This is a genomic window from Glycomyces sp. MUSA5-2 (genome assembly GCF_037034145.1).
Taxonomy (GTDB): Bacteria; Actinomycetota; Actinomycetes; order Mycobacteriales; family Micromonosporaceae; genus Glycomyces; species Glycomyces artemisiae.
On sequence record NZ_JBAGKG010000006.1, the window covers coordinates 113,001 to 139,827 of the forward strand.

The 26,827-nt window shown below is 68.3% G+C and carries 20 protein-coding genes and 1 tRNA gene; 15 read left to right on the forward strand and 6 right to left on the reverse strand.

What is annotated here, in order from left to right:
* The first annotated feature begins 63 nt into the window (after window positions 1–63).
* The gene (locus WA640_RS19470) at window positions 64–1,920 is read left to right on the forward strand and encodes a serine/threonine-protein kinase (RefSeq protein WP_335990305.1); all 1,857 of its coding nucleotides are present in this window, start codon (window positions 64–66) and stop codon (window positions 1,918–1,920) included.
* Between the two features lie 138 nt (window positions 1,921–2,058).
* Here WA640_RS19470 and WA640_RS19475 read toward each other — a convergent pair whose 3' ends face one another.
* Both WA640_RS19475 and WA640_RS19480 read right to left on the reverse strand, forming a co-directional pair.
* Window positions 2,059–3,054, reverse strand: a complete 996-nt coding sequence (locus tag WA640_RS19475) for a ribonucleotide-diphosphate reductase subunit beta (protein WP_335989814.1) — start codon at window positions 3,052–3,054, stop codon at window positions 2,059–2,061.
* Between the two features lie 108 nt (window positions 3,055–3,162).
* Window positions 3,163–5,553: a ribonucleoside-diphosphate reductase subunit alpha gene (locus WA640_RS19480; protein ID WP_335989816.1), complete on the reverse strand. Its 2,391-nt coding sequence runs from the start codon at window positions 5,551–5,553 to the stop codon at window positions 3,163–3,165.
* Between the two features lie 286 nt (window positions 5,554–5,839).
* On the opposite strand from WA640_RS19480, the gene WA640_RS19485 reads away from it, so the two are divergent.
* The 3 genes from WA640_RS19485 to WA640_RS19495 all read left to right on the forward strand — a co-directional run bounded on the left by WA640_RS19485 (window position 5,840) and on the right by WA640_RS19495 (window position 10,992).
* Window positions 5,840–5,912, forward strand: a tRNA-Arg gene (locus WA640_RS19485).
* A 175-nt stretch (window positions 5,913–6,087) separates the two neighbouring features.
* Window positions 6,088–7,935, forward strand: coding sequence for a hypothetical protein (locus tag WA640_RS19490; protein WP_335989817.1), 1,848 nt, complete (start codon window positions 6,088–6,090; stop codon window positions 7,933–7,935).
* A gap of 381 nt (window positions 7,936–8,316) precedes the next feature.
* Window positions 8,317–10,992, forward strand: coding sequence for a hypothetical protein (locus tag WA640_RS19495; RefSeq protein ID WP_335989818.1), 2,676 nt, complete (start codon window positions 8,317–8,319; stop codon window positions 10,990–10,992).
* Window positions 10,993–11,005: 13 nt separating this feature from the next.
* Here WA640_RS19495 and WA640_RS19500 read toward each other — a convergent pair whose 3' ends face one another.
* Complete coding sequence (locus tag WA640_RS19500) at window positions 11,006–11,716, reverse strand: hypothetical protein (RefSeq protein ID WP_335989819.1); 711 nt, start codon at window positions 11,714–11,716, stop codon at window positions 11,006–11,008.
* Window positions 11,717–12,216: 500 nt separating this feature from the next.
* Between WA640_RS19500 and WA640_RS19505 the strand changes: the two genes are divergently transcribed.
* The 7 genes from WA640_RS19505 to WA640_RS19535 all read left to right on the forward strand — a co-directional run bounded on the left by WA640_RS19505 (window position 12,217) and on the right by WA640_RS19535 (window position 21,183).
* A complete protein-coding gene (locus WA640_RS19505; RefSeq protein WP_335989821.1) occupies window positions 12,217–12,570 on the forward strand; it encodes a pilin in 354 nt (117 codons plus the stop codon).
* A gap of 173 nt (window positions 12,571–12,743) precedes the next feature.
* The gene (locus WA640_RS19510) at window positions 12,744–14,366 is read left to right on the forward strand and encodes a hypothetical protein (protein ID WP_335989823.1); all 1,623 of its coding nucleotides are present in this window, start codon (window positions 12,744–12,746) and stop codon (window positions 14,364–14,366) included.
* Window positions 14,363–15,238 carry a PrgI family protein gene (locus tag WA640_RS19515; RefSeq protein ID WP_335989824.1) on the forward strand — a complete coding sequence of 292 codons (876 nt, stop codon included), beginning with the start codon at window positions 14,363–14,365 and terminating at the stop codon, window positions 15,236–15,238. Before WA640_RS19510 ends, WA640_RS19515 begins: the two co-directional genes overlap by 4 nt.
* A complete protein-coding gene (locus tag WA640_RS19520) occupies window positions 15,235–16,962 on the forward strand; it encodes a VirB4 family type IV secretion system protein (RefSeq protein ID WP_335989826.1) in 1,728 nt (575 codons plus the stop codon). The genes WA640_RS19515 and WA640_RS19520 overlap by 4 nt, the downstream gene beginning before the upstream one ends.
* Window positions 16,959–18,011 (forward strand): M23 family metallopeptidase, encoded by a 1,053-nt coding sequence (locus WA640_RS19525; protein ID WP_335989827.1) that lies wholly within the window; start codon window positions 16,959–16,961, stop codon window positions 18,009–18,011. The genes WA640_RS19520 and WA640_RS19525 overlap by 4 nt, the downstream gene beginning before the upstream one ends.
* Window positions 18,008–20,407: a type IV secretory system conjugative DNA transfer family protein gene (locus WA640_RS19530; protein ID WP_335989829.1), complete on the forward strand. Its 2,400-nt coding sequence runs from the start codon at window positions 18,008–18,010 to the stop codon at window positions 20,405–20,407. The genes WA640_RS19525 and WA640_RS19530 overlap by 4 nt, the downstream gene beginning before the upstream one ends.
* A complete protein-coding gene (locus WA640_RS19535) occupies window positions 20,347–21,183 on the forward strand; it encodes a replication-relaxation family protein (RefSeq protein ID WP_335989832.1) in 837 nt (278 codons plus the stop codon). The genes WA640_RS19530 and WA640_RS19535 overlap by 61 nt, the downstream gene beginning before the upstream one ends.
* A gap of 481 nt (window positions 21,184–21,664) precedes the next feature.
* On the opposite strand, the gene WA640_RS19540 is transcribed toward WA640_RS19535, so the two are convergent.
* The 3 genes from WA640_RS19540 to WA640_RS19550 form a co-directional block, all read right to left on the reverse strand.
* Window positions 21,665–22,132 (reverse strand): hypothetical protein, encoded by a 468-nt coding sequence (locus tag WA640_RS19540; RefSeq protein WP_335989834.1) that lies wholly within the window; start codon window positions 22,130–22,132, stop codon window positions 21,665–21,667.
* Between the two features lie 256 nt (window positions 22,133–22,388).
* Window positions 22,389–22,790, reverse strand: coding sequence for a hypothetical protein (locus WA640_RS19545; RefSeq protein ID WP_335989835.1), 402 nt, complete (start codon window positions 22,788–22,790; stop codon window positions 22,389–22,391).
* Window positions 22,791–22,977: 187 nt separating this feature from the next.
* On the reverse strand, window positions 22,978–23,811 hold the full coding sequence (locus WA640_RS19550; RefSeq protein ID WP_335989836.1) for a hypothetical protein: 834 nt from the start codon (window positions 23,809–23,811) through the stop codon (window positions 22,978–22,980).
* Between the two features lie 366 nt (window positions 23,812–24,177).
* Here WA640_RS19550 and WA640_RS19555 point away from each other — a divergent pair, with 366 nt between their 5' ends.
* The 4 genes from WA640_RS19555 to WA640_RS19570 all read left to right on the forward strand — a co-directional run bounded on the left by WA640_RS19555 (window position 24,178) and on the right by WA640_RS19570 (window position 26,763).
* On the forward strand, window positions 24,178–24,576 hold the full coding sequence (locus tag WA640_RS19555; RefSeq protein WP_335989837.1) for a hypothetical protein: 399 nt from the start codon (window positions 24,178–24,180) through the stop codon (window positions 24,574–24,576).
* Between the two features lie 231 nt (window positions 24,577–24,807).
* Window positions 24,808–25,386: a hypothetical protein gene (locus WA640_RS19560; RefSeq protein ID WP_335989838.1), complete on the forward strand. Its 579-nt coding sequence runs from the start codon at window positions 24,808–24,810 to the stop codon at window positions 25,384–25,386.
* An 86-nt stretch (window positions 25,387–25,472) separates the two neighbouring features.
* On the forward strand, window positions 25,473–25,883 hold the full coding sequence (locus WA640_RS19565; RefSeq protein ID WP_335989839.1) for a hypothetical protein: 411 nt from the start codon (window positions 25,473–25,475) through the stop codon (window positions 25,881–25,883).
* 172 nt (window positions 25,884–26,055) lie between these two features.
* A complete protein-coding gene (locus tag WA640_RS19570; RefSeq protein ID WP_335989840.1) occupies window positions 26,056–26,763 on the forward strand; it encodes a DUF4314 domain-containing protein in 708 nt (235 codons plus the stop codon).
* Window positions 26,764–26,827: the final 64 nt, after the last annotated feature.

Sequence of the window (26,827 nt, forward strand, 5' to 3'; positions counted from 1 at the left end):
GACACCGAGCGACCTTTCGGCTTGCACGTCGGCCGAGAACGGAGGCAGTTTCCAGTGGACACCATGTCGTCCTACGGTGCTCCAACCGCTCCCCTCTCCCCGCCGAGAGCCCGCCCCGAAGCCGACCCCGAGTCGCTCCTGCACGGCATCGAGCGCCTCACCGGGTTCACCGAGATCGACCGCGGCGCCTACTCCACCGTCTACAGCGCCACGCGCTTCGACGACGGCGCCGAAGTGGCCGTGAAGATCGAGGCCCGCCCCCTCACCGACGACGCCTCCCGCGAGCGCTTCCGCCACGAGGTCCAGACCGCCGGGCGCCTCTCCGACCACCCCTGCGTCGTCAAGATGCTCTCGGCCGGCCTCACCCACCAGGCGAACCCGTACGTCGTCATGGAGCGCTGCCGCGGCTCCGTCGCCGACCTGCTCGACCGCCACACCACGATCCCCCCGCACCGCACGATCGAGATCGGCATCCGCATCGCCGACGCGCTCGCCGCGGCCCACGAGGCCGGGATCGTCCACCGCGACATCAAGCCCGCGAACCTCCTCATCGACCACCACGGCCACGCCGTGCTCGCCGACTTCGGCCTCTCCAGCCTCATCCCGACCCCCCGCCCCGGGGAGCGGTTCTCGATGATGGCGACGCCCGCCTATGCGCCCCTTGAGGTCTTCCAGATGCAGCACGTCGGCCCGAGCGCCGACGTCTACTCCCTCGCGGCCACCCTCTACGCGATGCTCAGCGGCAACCCGCCGCGCTTCCCCGCCGAAGGCGGCCTCGACATCAACGAGGTCGCGGCCCTGTTCGACCAGCCGATCCCGGCGATCCCCGGCATATCGCCCCTGCTCCTGGAGATGCTGCGCACCGCGCTCATCAACAACCCCGACGGGCGCCCCACCGCGGTCGAGTTCCGCGAGTTCCTCGCGAGCATCCCCGAGGCGTCCACCGGCATCATCCCGCGCGTCACCGACGACCTCCCGCACGCGCCTTCGCCTGCGTCCCAAGGGCTCTACGGCGCCTACACCTCGCCGCCCCTGAACGCGGCCCCCACGGAGTTCCACGAGCCCGCGGCCCCCGGCTACGCCGAGCTCGGCGGCCTGCCCGACTCGCCGTCCACGCTCCGCCTCGCCCCGGCCAAGCGCCGCGGCCCCGCGGCCGAGGAGCCCCCGGCCCCCGCCACCGCGCCGATGCGCCGCGCCGCGGCCCCCGCAGCGGGCCCCGCGCGCATGCCCAGCCCGCCCGTGAGCCCTCCGGTGAGCCCCGCCCCGGCCCCGGCCCCCGGCTCGGACTTCGCGGGCGAGACGGGCCGCTGGGAGGCCTTCAGCGGCGGACGCGACGACGACCACGACTCCCGCCTCCCGGTCCCCGTGCCCCGCAACGAGACCGGCCTGACCCGCCGCGAGCGCCGCCTCAAAGAGGGCGGCGGCGGCTCCGAGATCGGCCGCCTCATCGGCATGGGCGCGGTCGGCCTGGTCATCCTCGGCCTCCTCATCGCGGGCGGCGTGTGGCTCTTCGGCGGCGGCGAGGAACCCGCCGACCTCGCGTCCCAGTCCATGGCCGACGACTACGTCGGCGAATGCACGCTCACCGTCGAGGGCGCGGGCTGCGTCGCCGAACCGGCCTGCTTCGACGCCGCGTTCGCCGCGACCGGCTGCGAGGGCAACCACCTGTGGGAGGCCTACGCGACCGGCCAGCTCCCCGAGGGCGTCGCCGACGTCGAAGCGGCGCGGGCCGATCCGACCGTGGCCGCGGCCTGCGTGAACGGCCAGGCCGACGGCGGCCCGCTCTCGCAGCTCGTCTCCAGCGACGCCGTCGACTGGACCACCGACGTGTACGTCCCCGGCGACGGCACGTTCCTGTGCGTCGCCCAGCTCAGCGACGGCACCGAGGCTTCGGGCTCCACGTTCGCGAGAGCGGGGTAGCGGCAAGCGAAGCGGCGCCGCTTCGGGAATCCGGAGCGAGCGCAGCGAGCGACAAGCAGCGACAAAGAGGGGCCCGGCGCACCAGCGCCGGGCCCCTCCTCGTTCAGCCGCAGGCGGGAGACACCCTGCGGCCCGGGATCAGAACTCCTCGTCGAGGTCGACCTTGCCTTCCACGGCCACTTGGTAGGCGGTCGGCCTGCGCTCGAAGAAGTTCGTCAGCTCCTGCACGTCCTGGAGCGCCATGAAGGGGAACGGGTTCTCCGAGCCCCACTTTTTCGGCATGCCGAGGCGCACGAGGCGCTGGTCGGCGGCGTACTCCAGGTACGACTTCATGTCCTTGACGGTCATGCCCGGCATGCCCTCGCCGATGAGGTCCTCGGCGAACTGGAGCTCGGCCTCCACGGCCTCCTCCAGCATGTCGGTGACCTGCTTGCGCATCTCCTCGTCGAACAGCTCGGGCTCCTCCTGGCGCACCACGTCGACGACGCTGAACGCGAAGTTCATGTGGCAGGACTCGTCGCGGAACACCCAGTTGGTGCCGGTGGCGAGGCCGTCGAGGAGGCCGCGGCTGCGCAGCCAGTACACGTACGCGAAGGCGCCGTAGAAGAACAGGCCCTCGATGCACGCGGCGAAGCAGATGAGGTTGAGGAGGAACTTGCGGCGGTCCTCGCCGGTCTTCAGCTCCTGCATGTCGAAGACCTCGTCGATCCACTTGAAGCAGAAGTCGGCTTTGCGCTTGATCGACGGGATGTTGTTGACCGCGTCGAACGCCTTCGCGCGCTCGTCGGGGTCGGGCAGGTACGTGTCGAGCAGCGTCAGGTAGAACTGCACGTGCACGGCCTCCTCGAAGAGCTGGCGCGAGAGGTAGAGCCGCCCTTCGGGGGAGTTGACGTGCTGGTACAGGTTGAGCACCAGGTTGTTCGCGACGATCGTGTCGCCGGTGGCGAAGAACGCCACGAGCCGGTGGATGAGGTGCTGCTCCTGCGGGGTGAACGTCGCCAGGTCGGTCAGGTCCGAGGCGAGGTCGACCTCCTCGACGGTCCACGTGTTCTTGATCGCCGCCCGGTACTGGTCGTAGAAGTCCGGGTATTTCATCGGTCGCAGGGTCAGGTTCATGCCCGGGTCGAGCAGCATTGGGCGTCCTCTCGGTAGTCGGTTCGCTTAGGGGCGGGCGGCAGTTCGAAGTCTGTGCTGTTCAAGGGAACAGGGAGGCGGGCCCGGCCGGGCCCGCCTCCGGCGGTCCTACTGGCAGGCTTCGCAGCTCTCCGGGTTCTCCAGGGAGCACGCGATGTCGGCCGGGATGACCTCCAGCTCGGTGGGCTGCGACTGTCCTTCCGGCTGCGCCTGCGCGGCGGGCGCGGCGCTCACGGTCGTCTGGTTGATGCGCGTCGCCGGGCGGCTGCGCAGGTAGTACGTGGTCTTGAGGCCCTGCTGCCACGCGTACCGGTACATCGACGAGAGCTTGCCGATGGTCGGGCTGGCCTGGAACAGGTTGAGCGACTGGGCCTGGTCGATGAACGGCGTGCGGGCCGCCGCGAGGTCGATCAGGGCGCGCTGCGGCAGCTCCCAGGCGGTGCGGTACCGCTCCTGGAGGTCGGCCGGGATCGCGTCGATGCCCTGGACGGAGCCTTCGGCGACGACGATGGCCTGGCGCAGCTGCTCGCTCCAGATGCCGCGCTCCTTGAGCTCGGCGATCAGGTGGCGGTTGACCTGGAGGAACTCGCCCGACAGGGTCTCGCGCTTGAACACGTTGGAGACGACCGGCTCGATGCACTCGGCGCACCCGGCGATCGAGGCGATCGTGGCGGTCGGCGCGATGGCGATCATGAGCGAGTTGCGCAGGCCGTGCTCGGCGACCTGCCCGCGGACGGCGTCCCAGCGCTCGGTGAGCGTGATCCGCGCGTTCGGGTAGTGGTCGAGGTGGAGCACGCCCTCGGCGGCGCGGGTCTCCGCGAAGTTCGGGTGCGCCCCGAGCGAAGCGGCGAGGCCCGCGGAGGTCTCGAACGCCACCAGCGCGATCCGCTCGGCGATCGCCGTCGACAGCGCGAGCGCCTCCTCGGAGTCGAACGCGAGCTTCAGCTTGAAGAACACGTCGGCGAGGCCCATGCAGCCCAGGCCGATCGGGCGCCACTTGCGGTTGGCCTTCTCGGCCTCGGCGGTCGGGTAGAAGCCCAGGTCGATGGTGCGGTCGAGGAACTTGACGGCGCTGCGGACCGTCGTCTCCAGCCGCTCGAAGTCGAAGCCCTCGGGCGAGCAGTGCTCGGCGAGGTTCACGGACCCGAGGTTGCACACGGCGGTCTCGGAGTCGTTCGTGACCTCCAGGATCTCGGTGCACAGGTTCGAGAGGTGGATGACGTTCTCTTTGCGCGCGGTCTGGTTCGAGGTCCGGTTCGCGGTGTCGGAGAAGGTCATCCAGCCGTTGCCGGTCTGCGCGAGGGTGCGCATCATGCGGCCGTACAGCTCGCGGGCCGGCACGGTCTTGCGGGCCTTCCCGGCGTTCTCGGCGGCCTTGTACGCCTCGTCGAACTCCTCGCCCCACAGGTCGACCAGCTCGGGGGTCTCCTTGGGGTCGAACAGCGACCAGGTGGCGTCGTTCTCGACGCGGCGCATGAACTCGTCGGGGATCCAGTTGGCGAGGTTCAGGTTGTGCGTGCGGCGCTCGACGTCGCCGGTGTTGTCGCGCAGCTCCAGGAACTCCTCGATGTCGGCGTGCCAGGTCGCGAGGTACACGCACGCGGCGCCCTTGCGGCGCCCGCCCTGGTTCACCGCGGCCACGGACGAGTCGAGGGTCCGCAGCCACGGCACGATCCCGTTCGAGTGGCCGTTGGTGCCGCGGATGAGCGAGCCGCGCGAGCGCACGCGCGACCAGGCGATGCCGATGCCGCCCGCGTACTTCGAGAGGCGCGCGACCTGGCTGTAGCGCTCGTAGATCGAGTCGAGCTCGTCCTTGGGGGAGTCGAGCAGGAAGCACGAGGACAGCTGCGCGCGCTTGGTGCCGGAGTTGAACAGGGTCGGCGAGGACGGCAGGTACGCGAGGGCCGACATGAGCCGGTACAGCTCGGCGGCCTCCTCGACGGACTGGCTCAGGCCGCACGCGACGCGGAGCATGAAGTACTGGGGCCGTTCGAGGACCGTGCGGTGCTCGGGGTGGCGCAGCAGGTAGCGGTCGTAGACGGTGCGCAGGCCGAAGTACTCGAAGCGGTCGTCGGCGGCGTCGTCGATGACGGCGTCGAGCGCGGCGGCGTTGGCGTCGACGAACGCGACGAGGTCGTCCGCGAGCAGGCCGTTGTCGCGGCACGCGGCGATCGAGGTCGTGAACGAGGTGACGCCCTCGCCCGCGGTCTCCTCCGCGATGTGCTCGGCGAGGAGCCGGGCCGCGAGCTTGGAGTAGGTCGGCTCGGAGGCGACGCTCGACGAGGTGATCTCGACGGCGCGCTCGCGCAGCGCCTTCTCGGTCGCGCCGGGCCACAGGCCCGCCTCGATCTGGGCGATGACCTTCTCGCCGTCCACGTCGGGCAGTCCGGCGGCATGGACGCGAATGCGCTCGGCGATCAGCGCCGCGGGGCCCTGCTCGGGCTCCCGCTGCTGCGGAGCGGTGGTGGTGGCGGATGGCGTGGTGGCGAGCCCGGTCATCTCTGCATCCCCTCGTGCTGTTGGTTCTGACAGAGGGGAATCATACATGTTGTGGTCGGTCCTTGGGGTCGCCCCAAGATGATGTGTTTTTCCGGTGATTCGCACGGCGAAACCGCAGCGTGTCCGCTAGGCTCACAGGTTTCGGCGGAGTCAGCCTATGCCCGCCCTCCGACACTCGCCGCGCCGAATCGCAGGACGAAACGAAGGTGTGATCCTCACCGGCCAAACCGCGTTCGACCCCCCGTCCGGGGGCTGATAGCATCGTTCCGTCCGACTCGTCGGGCGCGCCTCCGTAGCTCAGTGGATAGAGCACTGGTTTCCGGGACCAGGTGTCGCAGGTTCGAATCCTGCCGGGGGCACAACGCAGAACCTCTACCTCATCGGCCGCGGGACGCGGCGGTCGGTGGGTAGTGGAAGCAAGTTTTGCTCTGAAGCAGTAGGTCATTCAACGCTCCTGGGAGCCTCAGACACAACATCTACTCCGTCCGCTCAGTTGACTGATCGGCGGGTGGTCGAGCCGCGCAGCTCGTTCAAGTGATCCTGTTGCTCAAGGGAGCCAGGATTCAGAAGATTGTGTCGCACCTCACTCCTGCTAACTCGTGGACGCTGGTGACAACACATGACAGGAAGCCTCTCATGCAGCGGGTGGGTTGGTCCGTCCTTGACGGCGAACAGGTAGAGACCGTACTAGCGTGCATGCTCTGCACGGAGTTCGTTCACGCTAATCGAATCCGCGCCTCAAAGGGTGACGGAGGCATCGATGTCTTGACGCCGAACTCTCTGGAGCCGAACAGACTAGACGTCCTGGAGATCAAGCAGTTCTCACAGAACCTGTCTGCGGGCCAGAAAAAGAAAATCGAGAGTTCGTTTCGACGAGTCTTGCTCACGTTCCTCCGAAGGGGGTTTCCACTGGCGGACTGGTACCTCGTGATGCCGCTCGACCCCACTCTTGAGAATCTACGTGACTGGTTCGAACCGATGCCTGACCGCGTCATCGCTGAAATGAGACAGGATGCGGCGCTGGCACTCGAAAACGATGAGGTGGACCGCCTGGAGGAGTGGCGGGCCGCCCCTGGCCGAATCATCAAGTGGCGCGGGCTCGATTACTGTGACGGGCTCGCCGCAAAATACCCCAATGTGATTGACTACTACCTGGCAGATGGCCGCGAGCGCCTCCGCGTAGCCACCGAGACAGTCGCCCGCCTTGGCCTTGGGGTGCAGGAGATACACGCAACAAACTCCCCCCTGACTGCGCCGGTCACTCCCGGTGAACTCCAGGACCACCTTGCCGACCTCCTGGCAATTCTCGACTATGACCCGCACTTCCGGTACGCCGTGAGCATCGATCCGGAAAAGCCGATCTTGCGGAACGAGCCGTGGCTGGTCGGCGCCACTCAGAGAAGCCTGCCGACAGGCTGGGTCACCCTGAAGATCTACGCACGCTACGCCAGCGCGACAGAAGACCGTCCCGTGCCGGTCGATGTGGCCTTCCGGTTCGAAGATCCGGGGTTCGATCACGACGCCTACGCTTCATGGCTCAAGTACGGCACTCCGCTTACCGTGGCCGCCTCAGTGACTGCCGATCTCCCGGGCGGGCTCGCGCGCAGCGATGTCGGCACAGTGCGGATCAGCCCTTCCGATACAGTCCCGCCCAAAGAAATCCGAATGCGCATTGCTCGTCCAGACGGAACAGCAGGTTCGCCGATCGAGATGAAGGTGTTCCCGCCGTCGGTCGGACCTAGCGGCACCGGCGTGTGGGTAGAGAGCATCCACGATTCAAAAACGTTCTCCGTTGACAGCTTCCACGACAAGGAGACCGGTCGCCATTCGATGCGATTGGCGCTACACGGCCTGGTGGGTGCGACAGCGGTCGAGGTGCTACCGGTGCTTGAGTTCCTGTCGGAGTTCACTGAGCCCAACTGCCTTGAGATCGGCGGCAAGCTCGGGCCGTACCGGAGCAAGTCCCCGATCAACCAGCAGACGGAACTCGTCCACCCCGCGGTCCTGTCCTTCGTCCGCTCTCTCGTCATAATCCAGGAGTACACGGAACACCCCATCACCGTCCCAGACCTTTCTGAGGTCACTGAGGCTGACTGGCGCAAGATTGACCAGGCGATCCTGCTCTTGCAGGGGAAGACGCTCGTCAGTTCCTGGACCGAAGCCCATTTTGAAGGCGCCCCGTTCCAATACTTCGAGCAGGAAGCACACACGAAGGTCGAGTACACCGAGAAACTGGCGGTCGACATCGGCGGCGTCGCGGTCCAGCTCGGTGAGATTGAGCATCAACTTGCTTCCGCGCGACTCTCGGTCGCCGAGGACGGGCGGCAGCGCGCAGTGCCTGGAATCAACGACATCATGCACACGACGCTGCTTACTACGTGAAACCACCGCTTCGTACAAGCCCTGACTGAAAGTGGAGCAGCCGCTGAGCCGCCGCGGGACGGAGGACGTGAAATAATGGCCTGGTGAAGCGGTGGAAACCTTACACTATTGCTACATCTATCCCAATTATCCTGTTTATACCAGGCGGGATCGTAGTCAACAGGCTTACCGACGGGGCTACTTGGGCCTGGGTCATCCTAGGTGGAGCCCTGATAGTGATTCTCCTTGTCGGAAATGCCGTGGCAAGCAGAATCGCGATGGGCGAATCGGAAGGGAAGCAAGCTCCCGTTCAGGGGTCTGTGACAACATCTGGCACACAATCCACTGTTGTTGGAAACAACTATGGCAATATCACCAATACGTTTAACTCGGGTGCTCGCGATGATCCTGAAGCTGATAAGACGGATTAGGCGTGCGAACCAGGTCAGCGCCACCGGCGTGCAGGCCACCGCTGTTGGCGTCAATCGCGGTGTCATTGAAAATCATTACCATCTGAGTCAGGAGATTGAAGACCTTCCGGTTCTCTCTGCAGACGAGTTGTTCGATGGTCCGATTGCCGCTCGTGGCATGGATGCCGATGTGCATGACGCGCAGGAGCTGGAGAAGGCTGGCGAGGCGCTCGAGGCCGCGAGACGGTATGGGATTATCGCTGCGCGGCTCGATGGCGATGATTTCCATCCGATTGCTGAGGAGTACCGGCACCGTCAGGCGCTGGCACTGTTGAAGGCGGGCAAGGAGGAGGAATCAGTCGACCTGCTTCTGCGTTTGGCCTGGGACGCGATCCATAGGGACTTCAATATTTCGCGCGCCAAGTCCTGGTGGTACGGAGTCAAGGTCAGCGGCCTACAGATGCTCCCAGAGGCGACCAAGCGCGCGATCAACGCCCTCTTGCTGGCAATGCGTGTGCCCTGGTCGCAAGAAGCGAACAGTTTCGAGGCACTTGATGAGTGCGTGGCTGCGTTCGAAGGTGACGAGCCTTATCAACTGCCGCTCGCAGTTTTCGCCGCTGAGTGGTACAACGCAGTAGCGCGCTCGGCTCCAAGCAGTACTTCGATAGCTTCATACACCAGGGTCCTCGCTGAGACTCCGGATGGCGACCCGGACCTACGGCTTCGTTTGGGGTTCTGCCTTGCCGAATTCACGTCCGACTGGACGGCTCTATTCGATCTCACGGGAAGCTCTGGACGTCGCCGGGCATGGGCTCAGGCACGCCACGGGCGAGCTGAGGCCTTCCAGGACCCGCAGCGCGCAGAAGGCCATTATCGCCTCGCTGTGAAGGAGGCGCTTCGCGAACGCATGGGAAGCGAGGCCGCCGAATGGAATCCGATCCGCTGGAACCTCCTGGCCTGGACCGGGACGATGATCTTCAAGGGACCGGCTGAACAACGCCGCATGCTCGCCGCACTGTCGGCGACCAGCGGCGACAAGGCGATCGTGCCCAGGATCGGTCCACTGGAACGATCTGCCAAATCGGGGAGTATGAAACCCTCACCTGACAGACTGGCGAAGGTGCGAATGTGGCTGTGGGCGAGTGTCGTAGGTGGCTTCCTCACGCAAGAACTCGAAGCATGCCATGCTATGGGCAATATTTGTGAGCGATCGTCAAGGCCGATTGAGGCATTGCGCTGGTACAGCCGCGCCGGAGCCGCCAAAGACGCTAAGGAGCATGCGGCAAAGCTAACTGGCATTGTCGTTGGCCTCAAGCCTGACGACCCTTTCCTATGCGCGCCCAACTCCCAGCCGGCGAGCTTCAGTGCGATGGCCGCGTGTGCAAATCTCGTGACAGATGAGGTAGGCAGTCTCTGGTGTGAATCCGCACTCGCAGTACTCGACAAGCCTTGGAAGGGTCGGCACCCGGCTCTGACTGATGTGGCGGCCACTATCATCGCGACGCTCGCAGACACCTGCACTGAGTCACAAGCTGATGCAATCGTGGAACTAATAAGGCGACAAAAGGGCGAACTTCCTGCAGGCGAGTCGCTCAGATACCATCGAGAGTACGCCAGCATTCTGGCTTGCCTTATCCAAGAAAATGGCACCTCTGCCATATCAGCCTTGGAGCTCGCGCTTCAAATCCTTCGCGATGACACCGAAAATTTCGGCGAAGACCTGGTAGTGAGAATACAGCGGATCATAAAGAAATATTCTGGCCTTGTTTGGAACATGCTTGAAACCGAACTTGAAGAGAACCCTCTCAATAGAGTTTTGTGTCTCATTTTTATTGCTGCGTTTGGGCTGTCGATCAGGAGTCGGGTCGAGAAGTTCATCACTCAGTACGTTGCAGATTTTGAATCATGGACGCCTCCAGACGGCACAACCCATTCATACGGGTTCTCTCATTGGGAGCTCGGGTTGGTCGCGGAAGTCCTTACCGAGTCCGAGCTAATCGCAATCGCTCAAGTTCTCCTGAATCAAGCTGAGTGTCGGGCAGATGTAGCGAAGAATCGCCAAAACGCACTCCATGATCTCAATGCGCTAGCGGCAAAGATCCGATCTTCGAACCACCGCGAGGCGATTTTCCGACGAGTCATTCGAGTTGCTCTAGGAGAATTCGATGGCAGTGCGGACGACGCCGATAGAGAGCTCTTCTCAGACCCGCTTGGTTTTGTCCGCATGCAAGGTTTCTACAGCTCTATCCGAGGCGCTGGAGTGCATACCGCCGCCGCCCTGGCCGCTACTCCCGAACAATATTCAATGGTGCTTGACTGCATTATTGACCTGCTCCGATCAGAAACCGAGCCTAAGGTGCTCGCGGAGATTGCCGAGTCACTGGTTCACCTTCCGGTCGCCCAGATCCCTGTGCATATACCGAAGCTCCTCGCCACCCATGTTGTGCCTTCGGTGAGGGCGGCAGCCGCGGTCTGTTTGGTCCGCGCAGGAACAATGGCGTCAGAACTGAAGTCGCTTGCCAATGATCCTCAGGACCGGGTGCGAGAACGGCTAGTGAGTGCCATAGCGGATTCACCTTCACCGCTCGCTGAGTACAGCTCACTGCTGGAAAATCTGCGGAAAGACGCTCATATGCGGGTCAGGCATATCGCAAACCGTATCCAATAGCCGGTGGCAGCCGTTATTCTCCGAGCCACTCTCCGAGACTCTCACGGACCCGACGGCGCCATCGGGTGACTTGATCGGCGCTGAGGCCATGAGCCTCGGCATAGTCGTTGACGCTCTGGCCGTCGAGGAAGGTGTCTTGGATCATCCTGACGTCATCCTCGTCGATGACATTGTCCCCTACGGCTCGAGCGAGGACGAAGTCGACGTGGCCGTCGGGCTTCCTGGGCGGGCGGGATTCGTAGACGACTGACGTCATGCCCTTCTGGTAGCGGCCGAGTTCCTTGGCGTAGCGGCGGGCTTGGGTGTGGGCCGAGTTGCACAGGCGCCTGACGATGCGCGGTGCGACGAGGTCGACGTCAGGGAGCGCGGTGGTGAAGCCTTCGATGGCGGCCGATTCGATGTCGGCGCGTTCGGCGAAGCTGGGGGCGAACCAGGCCGCCTTCTTGACGGCGTTGCGCAGGCCGGGCAGGGCCAGGCCGGCGCAGATGAAGGTCCAGGGCGCCGGTGACTTCCTGGTCCGGATGACCAGCTCGGCCCAGAGGGCGTCCTTGGCCCCGTTCGTGGTGTCGCGGTCGCTCAAGATGGCGGCGATCTCGGCGAGGCTCAGTTCGCGATCGGGTAGACCGCTCATCGTGGCGGCGTCGACGGTGATCTTCTCCTCGCCGGTGATGAGGGCGGTGAACGCTGCAGCGACCACTTCCAGCGGTGTCGTGTCGGTGCGCATGATGGGCTCCTGGCAGTTGTTCGAGGCCGGTTGCCTCGGTGTTCTCCCAGGTAGCGCGCGCACCCGAGGGTGCGTCCAGCCCCGTGCGCACCTCACGCCTGGCGTGCGCGCACCTGCCGTCGCGCACCCCCGCTGAACGGCGCCACCCTTGCCCGGCACCTCCGCGCACTCACTGCGAGGCGACCGGTGCGGGCTTGGTCGGGGTGCGCGCACCCTCCGGCCGGTGGTTTGCGCCCGGCTGCGATGTTTCGCCTGCTCGGGTGCGCGGTGCGTGCGCGCACCTCCGCGGAAATGCCCGCGCACCCTGCCGTACCTAGGTGAGCCGGTCGGACCGATGACCGGCTCGGGCCCCGCAGGCGCGGGTGCGGTCCAGGCATTCCTGTTCGCACCTGACTTGAGGAGGTGGTGTCTCACCGAGCACCGACCCCCGCCGACGGGCCCGGTCGGCCCGGCCAACCCCCGGGCCGACCTCACGACTCGATCGCACGGGGGTGCGAGACGTGGGAACGGCTCACCGAACAACCCGGGCCCGCCCGGCCCGATGGGCGCCGCGCGCAGCGGCGGCCGGCGTCGGCATCGCGGTCCTGATCCTCGCCACGCCCGGCGCGGCGCTGGCCGACACCGACGACATCATCGCGGTGCTCGACAACCTTCGGTTGTGGGTGGTCGGTATCGCGGGGACGGTCGTCGCAGTCATGCTCACGATCGCGGGTCTGCGATACCTGCTGGCCTCTGAACCGGGGGAAGCGGAGAAGTCGAAAACAGCTTTGCGGGCGGCGGCACTGGGTTTCGCCATCATCTTGCTCGCGATCCCGTTCGTCGAGATCCTCAAAGGCATTCTGACCTATGAATAGCCTCGCGCCGGCTGTCTTTCCGCCGACTCCCTGCGCGGCCAGGTCCTCTTCGCCGCACAGCTCGCATACGCGCGCAGTCGCACCGTCCTTCGCGAAGCCGAGACCTGCGCATAGAAACTCCGGATCGTTTCTCCACGTAATTCTCCTTCGGTACTGCGAGGGGGTGTGCGGATATGCCTGAATGGCTTGAGGACGCCCTCAACGGGTTGCTGGAATGGGTGCAGGGGCTGCTCCGGGCGTTTCGCGACGGCCTGCGAGGCGTCTTGGAGGATATGGACTGGATCCACTTGTCGTCCATGTCCTGGGACTCCGGTCAACCGCTGGCCGATGAATTCCTCGTGCTCGCCGGAGTCGGCTATGCACTCGTGGTCGTCGTGGGCGGGTACCTCGTCATGTCACACGAGACGCTCCAGACCCGGTACACCATTCGTGAAATCGCGCCCCGTCTGGTCGTCGGCCTACTGCTGGCCGGATTGTCGGCGGTGATCGTGGAGCAGGCGATGGACGCCACCAATGCCGTCGTCGACGGTTTCAGCGTTGTCGCGATCGAAGCGAACGCCAGCGGCAGCGCATATCTGGAGGAGTTCCCCAAAAAGCTGACCGTCGATTACTGGATGGATGCCGAATACGACTACCTCGACTGCATGGATGCGGGCGACGTGTCGGCCTGCGAAGAGCCGAACCTCCTCGTCGACATTCTCTGGATTCTCGCCGTCGCGGTCTGCTTGCTGGTCCTGTTGTTCACCGCGATCGTGCGCGCGATCGCCTTCTTCTTCGTGGTGGTGCTCGCGCCGGTCGCGCTGGCCTGCCACGGGCTCCCGGTGACCGAATGGGCGGCCCGGTTGTGGTGGCGGATGCTTGGGGCGTGCATGGCCTCGGCGATTGGCCAGGCCGCCCTGGTGTGGGTCTGGATCAAAATGACCGACACCCGCTACTGGGGCCACCTCTTCCACATCAATGTCACCGATCTGTACCTCCTGGTGATCGTGTGGATGATCTGGAAAGTCCACCAAGAGGCATTCCGGATCGCGCGCGGCCGCCCGATGCACCTGCCCGGCGCGCGCCTGCTCGGCGCCGTATTGATGTCGAAATCGATCAGCGCTGCGAAGGGCCCCCAGCCGTCAATCAACGTCGGCGACAAGGCCTGGGGCATCGACATGCGTCGGCCGTTTGCGAAAGCCGATCCGGCTGGCGCGGCGGACCGATTCCCCGACTTGCCGCCCGAACCGGAAGGATTCGGTGACTGGGCCGACTTCCGCAATACGACCGACGCCCGCCGCTCCGCCGAGCCGGACAACACCGGAGGGTCCTCGCCGCACGCCGATGCCGCACCGGTCAGTCCTGAAGGCGGCGGGCCGGTACGCGTCCGGCCCGTGCACTACCCGTTGGGCGGGCGGCGACCGGTGGATGCTGGCGCGCCGTCGGACTCGCCGCTCGGCGACGCCAGCCCGGATCCGGTCCCCGGCGAGGACCCGCTCGCCCAGGTCCCCGACGGGGCCCTGATGCCGCGCAAGGCGTACGAACCGGCCCGGGTGACGGTCCGGCCCGACGAAGTCGAAATGCTGGAATCGCGCCGCAACGAGGCCGAACTGGACCACTGGATCCTCGACAGCGAACGCGCCGAACGCGAGTCCGCCGCCCGCGACGAGGCGCAGGAGCGGCAGGCCGAGCTGCGCCGGGCCGCGGCCGCGGCCATGGCCCGCATGGCCGCCGGACCCGGCCGCCCGGTGCCGGCCACGCCGCCGCGACCCGACCAGGAGCCGCCCTCCCAGCCGGAGCGGGGTGAGCGGCGATGAGCGTCTACGTCCCGGCCGACCTCGACTTGCCCGACCGGATCTTGTTCAACCTGACCGGCCGCCAGGTCGCGATCCTCGCACCGGCCGCCCTCGCCCTGTGGGGGATCTGGCAGGCCCTCGCCGGCGAGGTCCACCCGGTGTTCCTGATCGCTCTCTCGGCACCGGTCGCCGCCGCGGCGTTCGCCCTGGCCATGATCCGCCGGGACGGGACGAGCCTGGACCGGCTCGTATGGGCGGCCCTGCGCACCCCGCGGGCCCCGCTCGCCGCCGGCAGTCCCGCACCGAGCGCGGGGAAAGCGGCTGCGGCCCTGACCGGTCGGCGGGCGCGCCGCACCAGCGTGCGCCCTGCCCCGGTCCCGGTGGACGGCGTGGACAAGGCCGGGGTGATCGACCTCGGTCCGGCCGGGGCGGCGATCGCCCTCGATGCCGGATGCGTGAACTTCGACCTGCGCTCCGGCGCTGAGCAGGGCGCGTTGTGCGATGCGTTCGCGCGGCTCCTGCACACCCTGGAAGGCCACCTCCAGGTGTGCGTCAACCACCGCCCGATCGACCTGACCGGCTACCTGGCCGGCCTCGATACCCGCGCCGCGGAGCTCAGCGAAGGGCCCCTCCGTGACGCTGCCCGGGCGCACCGGGCCTGGCTCGCCAGCCTGACCGCCGGGCACGACCTGCTGGCCCGGGAGATCACCGTCGTTGTCACCGGGCCCGACGCCGAGGCGGCCTCACTGGCAGCGGCCCAGGTGGAGGCGTTCTTCGCCCAGATCGAGACGACGTGCCGGCGCCTGGACCGAGCCGCCCTCGCCGAGCGGATCCGGTACGGCCTCGACCCGTACGGCACCGCCACACCCGCGTTCGGGAGCTGGTCGCAATGAACCGACACCACACCCGCACCCGCTTCGGGCTCGAGGCCGATCTGTGGCCCGATGCGACCGTGGTCGAGATGCGGCGCTTGCGCACCGGGGACTCCTGGAGCGCGGTCCTGCTCGTGACCGGATACCCCGCGACGCTGCCGTGGGGGTGGGCCGGGCGGCTCGCCGTCCCCGGCACCCGCGTCGCCATCAGCCTGCACCTCGAGGGCGTCCCCGCCCAAGTCGCCGCGATGCAGCTGCAGCGGCGCCGCGCCCGACTGGAGTCCCAGCGCCGCTACCAGTCCGTGCGCGGGCGGCTGGAGGACCCGGCGGTGGAGGCCGCGGCGGCCGACGCCGCCGACCTGGCCGCCCAGGTCGCCCGCGGCCACGCCCAACTCCACCGCCAGGCCCTGTACCTGACCGTCCACGCCGAGGATCCCGCCGACCTCGACCTGGTGTGCGCGCGGGTGCGCTCGCGGGCGGCCGCGGCGATGATCGACCTGCGGCCGGCCACCGCACGGCAGCTTCCGGGCGCGATCGCGGGCGTCCCGTTCGGGATCGACCCGGTCGGGGCGCACCGCACCGTCGACACCGCCACGGCCGCCGCGGCCTTCCCGTTCGCCTCACCGGACCTGGGCGCGATCCCCGAGACCGCGGTCCTGTACGGCACCAACCTGTACACCGGGGCGCCGGTCCTGTGGGACCGGTGGGCCTCCCAGGAGAACCACAACTCCGTCACGATCGCGCGCTCGGGGGCCGGGAAGTCCTATCTGACGAAGACGACGATCCTCAGAGAGCTCTACCAGGGCGTGCGGGTCGTGGTCGTCGACCCCGAATCGGAGTACCTCGCCCTCGCCGCCCATGTCGGCGGGACCGTCCACCGGCCCGGCGGGCCCGGGGAGCGCCTCGACCCCCTCGCAATGCCCGCGGTCGGCGAGGCCGACGAGCTGAGCCGGCGCAGACTCTTCGCCGGCACCGTGGTCGAGACGCTCCTGGGCGAGCGCCTGCCAGGGGTCGAGGCCGCGGTGCTGCAGCGCGCGGTCGCCGCCTGCTACGAGGCCGCCGGGATCAGCGACGACCCCGCCACGTGGGCCCGGCCGGCCCCGGCCCTCGCCGACGTCACGGCCGTCCTCGCCAGCGACACGACCGGCGCTGACCTCGCCGCCCGCCTCGGGCCCTGGGTCGGCCCCGGGACCGTGTTCGACATGGGCAGCGCCTCGACACCGAGCGGCGTGCTTTCGTCCGCGTCGCCGCTGGAGGTGTGGGATCTCGCGGCCGTGCCCGCCGAACTCGCCCCGGTCGCGACGCTGCTGGTCCTCGACCAGATCTGGCGCAGCCTCACCCCCGGCGGGCCCCGCACCTTGATCGTGGTGGATGAGGCGTGGCTGATGCTGCGCACCGGCCAGGGCGCCCAGTGGCTCTCAAGGCTGGCGAAATCGGCGAGAAAACGCAACTGCGGGCTCTCGGTCGTCACCCAGGACGCCGAGGACGTCACCGGGACCGAGCTCGGGCGCACCGTCATCCACAACGCGGCGACACAGGTGTTGCTTCGCCAAGCGCCGCAGGCGATCGACGGCATCGCCGCAGCGTTCAAACTCACCACTGCCGCGGCCGCGCTCATCGGCTCGGCCCGCCTCGGCGAGGGGCTCCTGCTCGGCGGCGGCGCACAGATCGCCTTCCGCGCCCTTGCCAGCCCGGTCGAGCACCGCCTCGCCTTGACGGGCCTGTCCGCGGGGAGCCGGTCATGAAGCGCCTCATCCTCGTCGCCGCGGTGCTGTGCGCGGCCGTGGCCGGGTGCCTGGTCGTCACCGTCGGCGCCGCCCAACCGGACCGCCACGCCGCTATCGGCACTGGTGGCGCCTGCACGATCGCGGACGCCGACCTCGAGGCCATCGCCGATGCCCTCGGGTCGGGGTTCGGGAAGGTCCAGGCCGCGCACGCGTTCGCCATCTGGCAGACCGCCTCCGAACGGCAACTCCCGGAACAGGCCGCCGTGGTCGCGATCGCGACCGCCATGCAGGAGAGCACGATCCGGGTGCTCGCCAACCCCGCCGTGCCCGACTCCTACGACTTCGACCACGACGGCGAGGGCTTCGACCACGACTCGATCGGCATCTTTCAGCAACGTCCGCACTGGGGTCCGATCGCGACCCTGATGGATCCCGCCGGGAGCGCCGGCTTGTTCTTCGACGCCCTCGAGGACGTCGACGGCTGGGAGGAGCTGCCGGTCACTGTTGCGGCGCAACGCGTCCAGGTCTCGGCCTACCCCGATGCCTATGCCGACGACGAACCCGGTGCCCGGGCTGCGGTGGCGGCGATCAGCGAGGCCTGCGCGAGCGAGTGGATCCACCCGGTCGCCGGGTACGGCGTCACCTCCGGGTGGCGCACCACCGAGCGCCCGCAGCACAACGGCGTGGACCTCGGTGCACCCCGCGGCGAGCCGATCCTCGCCGCCGCTGCAGGCGAGGTCGTCACCGTGGTGTGCAACGCCCGCACCCCCGCCGGGCGGAACCTCTCGTGCGACGTCGACGGGTCACCCGAGATCCTCGGATGCGGCTGGTACGTCGAGATCGCCCACGCCCAGAGCCTGCTGACCCGCTACTGCCACATGGGCTCCCGTCCCGAAGTCACCGTCGGCGACACCGTCGCGGCCGGGGACCTGTTGGGCTACGTCGGCTCCTCCGGACGCTCCTCGGGACCCCACCTGCACCTGGAAGTCCACCGCTCGCACCAGCCGTCCTTCGCGACCGCCCTGGAACCGGTCGCGTTCTTCCAGAGCGTGGAGGTGGCGCTGTGACCCCCGCCGACCTGCTGCCCGAGGTGGCGATCCCGGTCGGGCTGCTGCTCTCGGCCGCAGTCCTGGCGGCCGCCCTGGCCCTGTCGTTGGCCCTCGTGCGCCAGAGCGTGCGTGCGAACACCGCTGCGCACGCGCGCAAGGGCGGCCATTACGTGCATATCGAGGCCCCGCCCGAGGTCGATCCGAAGAGCGCGGTCCTGGCCTGGCGCCAGCTCGCCTCGATCAGCCACGGCCGCTGGCGGCGCTGGTGGCACGGCCAAGCCCACCTGGTGTGGGAGTACCACTTCACCGGCGGGCGCCTGGCGGTGCGCATCTGGGTGCCCGGCACCCTCCCGACCGACCAGATCATCCACGCCGTCGACGCCGGCTGGCCCGGCGCGGTCTGCACCGTCACCGACGCCCAGGCGCCCCTGCCGGCAGGAGACGGCACGCACCTCCAGTCAGGATGGTTCGCGCTCGCCAAGCGCCACGTGGCCTCGGCGGTGCCCCTGGTGGCCGCCACCGACACCGGGGAGGTGCTGCGGGGCCTGATCGCCGCCGGTGTCTCCCACCGCGGCGACGACATCGCGCTCGTCCAGATCACCGCCCGCCCCGCCGCCCCCGCCCAGGTGCGCCGGGCTGCGAAAACCGCCGCCGGACCCCGCACCCGCACCTCGCTCCTCGGCGGCCTGCTCGACCTGGTCACCCCCGGCGCCGGCCACCGGCCGACCCCGGTCCACCGCCCCGTCGAGCCGGCCTGGATCACCGCGCACCGCAAGCAGGTCGCCGACCGGCTCGCCGACGGCGCCCTCTGGTCCATCGGCGTGCGGTACGCCGTGGCCACCACGGTCGGGAAACCGTATACGGTCGCCCGGGCCCGCAACCTCGCCGCCGCCACCGCCCCGATCCTCGGCGGAGCCTGGCGGCGCCGCCGCGGCGGCACCGGCCTCGTCCGCGCCCTCAACACCTGGGCCGCACCCGCACCCGGGGTGCTCGCCTCAGCCGCCGAGGTCACCGCTCTCGCGCACGTCCCGGCCGATGCGATCGTGCCCGCCCTCGCCCGCGCCGGCGCCCGCCCGGTCGCCCCCGCCCCCGAGGTCCCCTCCGGGGGCCGGGGCACCAAGACTCTCGGCGTCGCCGCCACCAGCGGCAAGCGCGTCGCGCTCTCGGCCCAGGACGCCCGCTACCACCTGCATCTGGCCGGGGCCACGGGTGTCGGCAAGTCGACGCTCATGGTGAACCTGATCCTGGCCGACATCCGCGACCGCCGCTCAGTGGTCGTGCTCGACCCGCACGGTGACCTCATCCGCGACGTGCTCGACCGGCTCGACCCCGACCAGACCCGCGGCCGGGTGGTCATCATCGACCCCACCCGTCCCGAGGCCCCGCCCGGCCTCGCCCCCGTCCGCCGCGCCCCCGATAGCGAGATCGCGATCGACCACCTCGTCGGGATCTTCCGTCAGCTGTGGCCCGACCACTGGGGGCCCAGGGCCGACGACATCGCCAAGCAGGCCCTGCGCACCCAGGCCCAACTTCAGCAGAAGGACCTCGCCGGCCTCTCGGCGCTGCCGCTGATCCTCTCCGACCGCGTCCGCCGCGCCCCGCTTGTGACGAGCATCCAGGACGACGAAGTGCTCCAGGAGTTCTGGCGCTGGTTCGACGCCCTGCCCGAGAGCGTCCAGACCGTCGCCAGCGGGCCCGTCCTGGCCCGGCTGCGGTCGGTCCTGTCGCGCAAGTTCATCCGCCAGGTCATCGGCGACCCGGCCGACGAGCTGTGCATCGACCTGCCCGCCGCCCTCGACAACGCTGGCATCATCCTGGTCAACCTCCCCAAAGGCGTCCTCGGTGACGACGCCGCCCGCCTCCTGGGGTCCCTGATCGCCGCCGGCGTCTGGCAGGCGGTCCTGCCCCGTCAAGCCCTCCCCGCCCGGGCCCGCCGGGACTGCACCCTCTACATGGACGAGGGCCACAACTACCTGCTGTTCTCCAACATGCTCGCCGACGTCCTCGCCGAGGCCCGCAAACTCGGGCTCTCCTTCACCTTCGCCCACCAGCATCTCGGGCAGCTCCCGCGCGACCTCGCCGACGCCCTCGACGCCAACGCCCGCACCAAGATCCTCTTCGCCTCCAGCCCCCGCGACGCCAAGCTCTTCGCCGCGCACACCCTCCCCAACCTGACCGACCACGACCTGGTCCACATGGGCGCCTACACCGCCGCCTGCCGCACCATCGTCGCCGGCCAGATCCAGCCGGCCTTCACCCTCAAGACCCTTCCGCTGCCCGAGGCCCTCGGCCACGCGGAGACGATCCGAGCGCTGGCCGATTCCGACCGGCCGTTCACCACCTGGAGGCACACATGGCCAAGGCCCACAACAGCATCCACATCGACGCCATCATCGCCCTCGCTGCCCGGCTGACGGCCCGCGACTACCAGATCCTGCAACTGCTGGCCGAGCACCGGATCGCGACCGCCAGCATCATCGCCGCCGTCTTCTTCACCAACCGCCGCCGGGCCGCCGCCCGCCTCCACGACCTCACCGAACTCGGCCTGATCACTCACGGCCGCGTCACCGGGTCGGGCGCCCACCGCTACACCCTCGCCTGGGCGGGCGCCGCCGTCTGCGCGCTGCGCAACGGCACCACGCCCCCCACGCGCGCGGCCGCGGCCATCGCCGCCCAGCAGACCTTCCACTCTGCCCACCGCCCCCACAAGGAAGGCGTGAATACCTTCCTCGCCCACCTTCATCTCGCCGCCCGCGCCACCGGCACCGCCCGAGTCACCGAGTGGCTTCCCGAAGCCACAGCCGCCGCGCAGATCATCAACGCCCGGCCCGACGCCGCTGCGACCCTCACCTGGAACGACGGCCGCACCCTGCGGCTGTGGTACGAACACGACCGCGGCACCGAGACCATCGCCCACCTGGTCGACAAGATCCACCGCTACCGCGACGGCCGCCTCCCCGGGCCCCTGGGCGACCGCCTCCTCCTGTTCGGACTCCCCGCCAGGCAGCGGCTCGAGGCGCTCCAGCGCGCCTGCCCGCACACCCGGGACCTCACCGTCGCCGCCACGGTGACCGTGCCGCTGCCCACCGCCGACACCCTCTACGACGCCGGCACCGGGATCCTCACCGGACAGCGGTGGACGCTGCTGGCCACCGGTCAGCCCACGAGCCTTGCGGCACTTGCTGACTGAAGGTCACCAAGAGCCCGTCCTGATCGACCCGTCCAGATCAAGGCCGCCAACCACCCGTCAACCGACCCGTCCACCCGCCCGCACCCAGCACCTTGCGAACCTGCAGCACGATGCCGAACTGACCCAAGCCTCACGGAACCGAATATATATGTGTATATACCCCCAGGCCCGTGTCAACCGGCTCCCGACCCGCTCAGTCTCCTTCGTGCTCGGCCCTCTCGGTCTCCTCGCGTCACCTGTCCGTTCGCGCCCTCAAACGAGCCCGAGCGCGACGCCCCGCCTCGGCTGGAACGCAAGGAGTCGCACTCCCCGACGTGGCCAGCGACTCCCACCAACCAGGCACGGTCGGCCAAGAGTGCTTCCCCGCTGGCGGTCGCGGCGTCCCCAACGGCGCTCTCCGGTGGCGGCCATTGACAGTTACAGAACGTGATCAACGAGCCGATCGAGTTCGCGAATCGTCCTAAATTGGTTGAAGTGCTGGTCACTCGCGCCGGAAGTGCGTGAGGATGAGGGGGATGTCGGCAGTAAGGTCCGCAGCGGCATCATCTGTTCCACTCTCACAAAGGATGCCGGCCGACTCAAGGACTTTGATCGCTTTCCTTGAAAGCAAGGTCTCATCGATGTCGTGCTCTTCGGTGAACCCTCCAAGCTGCATGAGCACCTTGCGTGGTCGACGGCTGCCATCCTCGGGGTAGGAGACGTCAAGCCACTCACCGATCTCCGCGCCGGCGAGCACGCTGACAGCGGCCTCTTTGAGTCGCACGCAGGCCAGATGCTCCTGGACGACGGGTCGGCTCAGCGCAGGGGCGGCCATCTGCGCTATTTCGTTGACTCCGTAGCCGTTCCGTAGATCGGCAACGAGCGCGAGGAACAGGTTTCGGCGTTCACCCAAGTAATTGGCGATGTCGACGGGTGTATGCGGTTCGGGTCGCTGACTTGGTGTCGTCATGAGTCCGATCATACGGTCAAGAAATTGACCAGTCAAGAAATTGACCAGTCCTCGACTGGGTGAACTACGGAGCGTAGCGGTGCTGTCCCGTCTCCTTAGTTCCGAGGCAGTCTCGTTTTAGCGGAGGCATCCGGGGGTTGTCTCAGTCGAGCTGAGGCACCCATCCTGAGTCGGTCTCGTGTTGCTGCGTCCCAAAGCATCCTGGGAGGCACGAGCGAGCCGGACCACCGCAAGCAAGCGGCATCCGGCTCTTCTGCTATCCGATGCTCTTCCAGTGGGCGACGATCGCCGCGGTGGCGAACCCGACTGTCGCGGCGATGAGCAGCATCAGTGCGGCATTAGCTCCAACCGGAACGAGCTGGACTGTCCGCTCCGTGCATTCGAGCGCGACGCTGGGAGGGAACAGTGACTCTGTGAGGTTCACGAACTCGCCTGCACCGTGCCGACTGCATTCGTATCTGGCGTCCCACGGTGAAGACATGAAGAGTGTGCCCAGGTAGAGCAGGATTGCGATACACAGGGAAGCAAGCGATGCGGCGATGAATACCGCGCTTCGAGCGGGGCGGCGCTTCCTCAAGGGGACGGTTACGGCGGCGACCGCCAACGCCACGAGGATGATCAGCGCTACCGGGATGAGCACCGTCATGGCAGCGAACATCGGATGACTCTAGCCGGTGTGTACCAGCGGGGTTCGGCTGACCGACCCGGACCTTGCCCCAGGAACCATGAGAAATCGCAGTTCAACAGCGGTCTGGCTGCCTCGGCCTAATTGAGATCGGACAGGTGCTGCGGGGAAGTTTCGTAACCGCGAACGGGGAAGTCGCATAGGCCGCTGACACAGTGTGCTAGTGAGCGCTGGCATTGTCGACCGGTGAATGGCGGACAGCGGCCTCGCAGCGCCGCACCTTCCACCACAGCGCCAGCACCTCGGCGACGCGCATCGGCGGCACCTCCCGCTCCCCTTCCGCCAGCGGCGCCAGCGCGGCAGCAGCGGGCTCGTCGGCGAGGATGTGGTACCGGCGAAGCGCAAGGCCGTACCCGGGCAGCCCGCTGCCGGCCTGATAAGCGACGCACATCGGTGCGGGGCTGCTGGAGCGTTCCAGCACGGTCATGCGGGTGTGTGGCGCCGAGCGGCCGGGCTTGCCGGCCACCACCTTGAGCTGGTTGCCGGTCGCAGGATCGGTAGTCCACCCCTCCTGCAGAGCCCCCTGGTAGGCCCGGACCATGACCGCGGTACCGAGGGCACCGTGGCCTCGTCGCCACACCCACCACTGGTACCCGATCTGGTCGATCGCGACCAGCATGGCGCCGATCGCCAGGGCCCACAGTGCCGACGAGCGGGACGTGTCCGCCGCAGACAGCGGTGCCACGACCAGGGCTAGCGTCAGTGTGGCCGCCACAGCGACCGCGATGACGTATTCGGGGGTACGCCCGGCCAGGCCCCCGGACACTGCCGCCATGAGGTGGAGGCGCGCAGCCACGCCGATGACGAATCCGGCAGCGATCAACCAGGCCGCCCAGGAGCGTGCATCCCAGCTCAGCGCCAGCGCGATCACGCCGACGGCAACCGCGGCCCAGCCGAGGAATCGGGCCCGGCGCGCCCACCGGACGGCAGGAGTGGCTTCCAGAACGAGCGTCAGGATCGTCCGGTAACCGCGGGGAGGCGATACGGGTTCCATCCTCGGAGTCTAAGGGCTGCCCGAGCCCGCATGCAGCACATTCACCCCATGGCGCGATCCTGAGCCCGCATTGGGTGCGCGCACCCGCGCGGAAGCGCCCGCGCACCCTGCCTATATACAGCATTACCCGTTTCCAACTCCATATCTGAGCTGCAGGCGGCGCCTGCCCGTTCCGGACCGTTCGTCGACCCTCCCACCAGCTTCCTGGTCGGAACCGGCGAACCCGGCAGCGAGTACCGCGCCCCGGCTCAACCGATAACCGCAGCGCCGCAGGCGCTGCCTTCACCTCGAGAGCACGCACCCGCACGCCGTCCGGCGCGCGGGCATTCGTCGTGCCCGGCACGACGTGAGCGACGGGAGTCAACCATGCACTACCTCGACTGGAACGTGGGCGACCGGTGCAAAGTGCGCCCGGTCCTGACCCTCCCGGCGGGGGTGCGCTCGCACTGGAAGGTGCGCAGCCCCTACCGCATGACCGCCACGATCAAGAGCCTGCAGATCGCCCGCTTCGGGGTGGTCGCGATCGTCATCCTCGATCAGCACACGCGGCTGACCATCGAGGGGTGCGACCGGGAGCAGGCGTTCACCCTGTTCGCCCTCCACCGGCCCGCGTGCCGGTGCCGCGGCTGCCGCCGCCTCCCGCATGACCGTCGCTCCTGGCCCCGGCCGCTGCGCGTGTGGCGGTGGCTGAAGCGCACCCTCACCGGCCAGGGCCGCAAGCCCCGCCGCGCCACCGCGGCAGCCGCGGCCCCCTCCGGGGACTAGGCCATGCGCCGGAGGGACGCCGCTGCGCCGGGAGCCCACCGCCCTGCGGCTTCGACGTGCCTCGCGGCGGCACGCGGTGCAGCGGCACCGCCCGGTGCACCGATCTGATCGAGGAGGAATCGCACGACCACGGAACCGACCGCCAGTCCACACCCTGCAGGGGCGCAGCCGACGGCTGCGCCCTTCTTCTTTGCCCTGCTCCGATCCCGAACCTTCGAAGGGAACACCATCGTGAACCACGACGACCTCACCGCCGCCCTGCGCCGCTGGGCTGCTTCGGCACCCGAGAGCCTCTACGAGGGCGATCGCTGGACCATCGCCTGCTGGCAGGACGCCGAGGGCCGCCTCACCGTCTCCGGACTGCTCGTCGCCAGCTGGGGCCTCGTCGACTTCGACGAGGACCCGACCATCCGGGTGCGCTCGAACGCCCCGATCCCGGCCTGGTGGTTGGAGACCGCGCTCGACCTCGAATCCATCACCAACCTCCTCGCCGCCGCGAGCCCCTGCGGTCCGGGCCTGCTCGCCGGTGTCGGCATCGCCGCCGCACCCGGCCCGCGCGAGGACGCGATCGTGCACACCTGGCTCGCCGTCGCCGACGCGGCCATCCGGGTCGAACTCCACCGCCACGGCACCTGGATCGGCCGCTTCGAAATCGGCGACCCGCTGTGGTGGGACCAGCGGGCGCTGTTCGAGCCCCTCGAACGGTGCCGCGCGGGGGCCACTGGCTGGCCGCCGAACCTCCCGGCGAACCTCACCGTACCGACCACGAACCCGCGCACGAGCGCGGCGGCGTGGGCCGGTCCGTGCTGAACCATCCCCGCAGTTCGCCTCCGTACAGCGGCGCACCCGATCGGGTGCGCCGCTTCCTGTTTCCCTCGATCGAAAGGAACGCGACCATGACCGACCTCATCAACCGGGTGCAGTTCCCGCACGCCGACCGGATGGCGGCGACCATTTGTGAGACCGGCTGGGACGCCGTCCTGGAGGCGCTGCCCCTCCTTGATGGCTACCTGGCCGACGAACTGACGGCGGCCGCCGACCGCCTCCATCTCGCCGACCGCGTCGCCAACGCGACCCTGGGGCCCTACCGCCTCACGCTGGCGATCGTCGATTGGCTTCCTGAGTCGAAGACCCGCCAGTTCACCGAAGCCGATGCGGCAGTCGAGACCTGCGGCTACCTCCACCCGTCCCGGGTCGACCTCCTGATCGCACCGGTCCGTCAGGCGATCGAGGAGCGGCACGAGGCCCGCAACGCGCTCGCCGACCTGCTGGTCCTGGCCCGCACCACCATCGAGGACACGGCCTGACCGTCCCGTCGAATACCGACCCGTTCCCGCTCCGAACCGCGGCGCAGCACTGCTCCGAGGCGGTGCCAGCGTTCGCACCTGCCATCCGCAGCGGGGACGGGTCTTTGCAGTCAAGGGCGGCAGCGCCGAACGGTGCTGCCGCCTTGAGCCCTATCAATGAGAAGAGGAAGCAATGACCCACGCGCTGTACCGAACTGGCGACCGCGTCGCGCTCGTCAGGATGAACGACCCCTTTACCGACCTCGCGCCGGGCGCCCTCGGCACCGTCATGTCCTGGCAGAGCGACATCGGGCATTTGGAGGTGTTGTGGGACAACGGCTCCAGTTTGACTGTCATTCCCGCGGCGGGCGACCGCGTCCGCCCGCTCGGCCGAAACATCGCGTACCCGCTGCCGGAAGCCACCGCCCGCCACCTGGAGGCGATGGCCGGGCCTGCGGCGTTCGCCGCTGCCGTCGAGCAGCTCAGCCACCCGGTGGTGGTGCTGCACCCGTTGACCGGGAACGCCACCTGGCAGCAACTGCGCCCCGACCTGCTGGCGCAGGTCACGGGCCTGCCCGCCCGGTGCTGGTACTCGCGGCAGCTCGGCGACGACCTGCAGCTGGTCGCGGCCCGCGAAGCGGGGTTCGAACTGCGGTACAACGCGCTCGCGGCGCGCGTGAGCCGCTTCGTCGGCGGCCGCCTCCTGAACTGCTACAGCGAAGCCGTGCTCTGCGGTCGCGGCGCCGACGGTGCGGCCGTCGCGATTCCGCACCGCCATCGCTGGCCGCTGGCGATGTGGATGGTCGCCGCCGGCTTCGAGCCGCCACAGCTCCACGTCCTGCACCCGGACGGGCCGCCGTTCGCCGGTGCAGAGCCGCGCCCGCCCGCGGACCTCACCTGAAACCGACGCCGGCCCGACCGCGCTTGCGACCGGCCCGGCAATGGCGCCAGGCCGGTCGCTTCGT

Coding starts and splice junctions, on each gene's coding strand:
- WA640_RS19495 (WP_335989818.1), top strand. CDS start 8,317: ATGATCCTGAAGCTGATAAGACGGATTAGGCGTGCGAACCAGGTCAGC.
- WA640_RS19550 (WP_335989836.1), bottom strand. CDS start 23,811: ATGGAACCCGTATCGCCTCCCCGCGGTTACCGGACGATCCTGACGCTC.
- WA640_RS19480 (WP_335989816.1), bottom strand. CDS start 5,553: ATGACCGGGCTCGCCACCACGCCATCCGCCACCACCACCGCTCCGCAG.
- WA640_RS19515 (WP_335989824.1), top strand. CDS start 14,363: ATGAGCGTCTACGTCCCGGCCGACCTCGACTTGCCCGACCGGATCTTG.
- WA640_RS19570 (WP_335989840.1), top strand. CDS start 26,056: ATGACCCACGCGCTGTACCGAACTGGCGACCGCGTCGCGCTCGTCAGG.
- WA640_RS19545 (WP_335989835.1), bottom strand. CDS start 22,790: ATGTTCGCTGCCATGACGGTGCTCATCCCGGTAGCGCTGATCATCCTC.
- WA640_RS19555 (WP_335989837.1), top strand. CDS start 24,178: ATGCACTACCTCGACTGGAACGTGGGCGACCGGTGCAAAGTGCGCCCG.
- WA640_RS19525 (WP_335989827.1), top strand. CDS start 16,959: ATGAAGCGCCTCATCCTCGTCGCCGCGGTGCTGTGCGCGGCCGTGGCC.
- WA640_RS19535 (WP_335989832.1), top strand. CDS start 20,347: ATGGCCAAGGCCCACAACAGCATCCACATCGACGCCATCATCGCCCTC.
- WA640_RS19520 (WP_335989826.1), top strand. CDS start 15,235: ATGAACCGACACCACACCCGCACCCGCTTCGGGCTCGAGGCCGATCTG.
- WA640_RS19500 (WP_335989819.1), bottom strand. CDS start 11,716: ATGCGCACCGACACGACACCGCTGGAAGTGGTCGCTGCAGCGTTCACC.
- WA640_RS19540 (WP_335989834.1), bottom strand. CDS start 22,132: ATGACGACACCAAGTCAGCGACCCGAACCGCATACACCCGTCGACATC.
- WA640_RS19565 (WP_335989839.1), top strand. CDS start 25,473: ATGACCGACCTCATCAACCGGGTGCAGTTCCCGCACGCCGACCGGATG.
- WA640_RS19475 (WP_335989814.1), bottom strand. CDS start 3,054: ATGCTGCTCGACCCGGGCATGAACCTGACCCTGCGACCGATGAAATAC.
- WA640_RS19510 (WP_335989823.1), top strand. CDS start 12,744: ATGCCTGAATGGCTTGAGGACGCCCTCAACGGGTTGCTGGAATGGGTG.
- WA640_RS19470 (WP_335990305.1), top strand. CDS start 64: ATGTCGTCCTACGGTGCTCCAACCGCTCCCCTCTCCCCGCCGAGAGCC.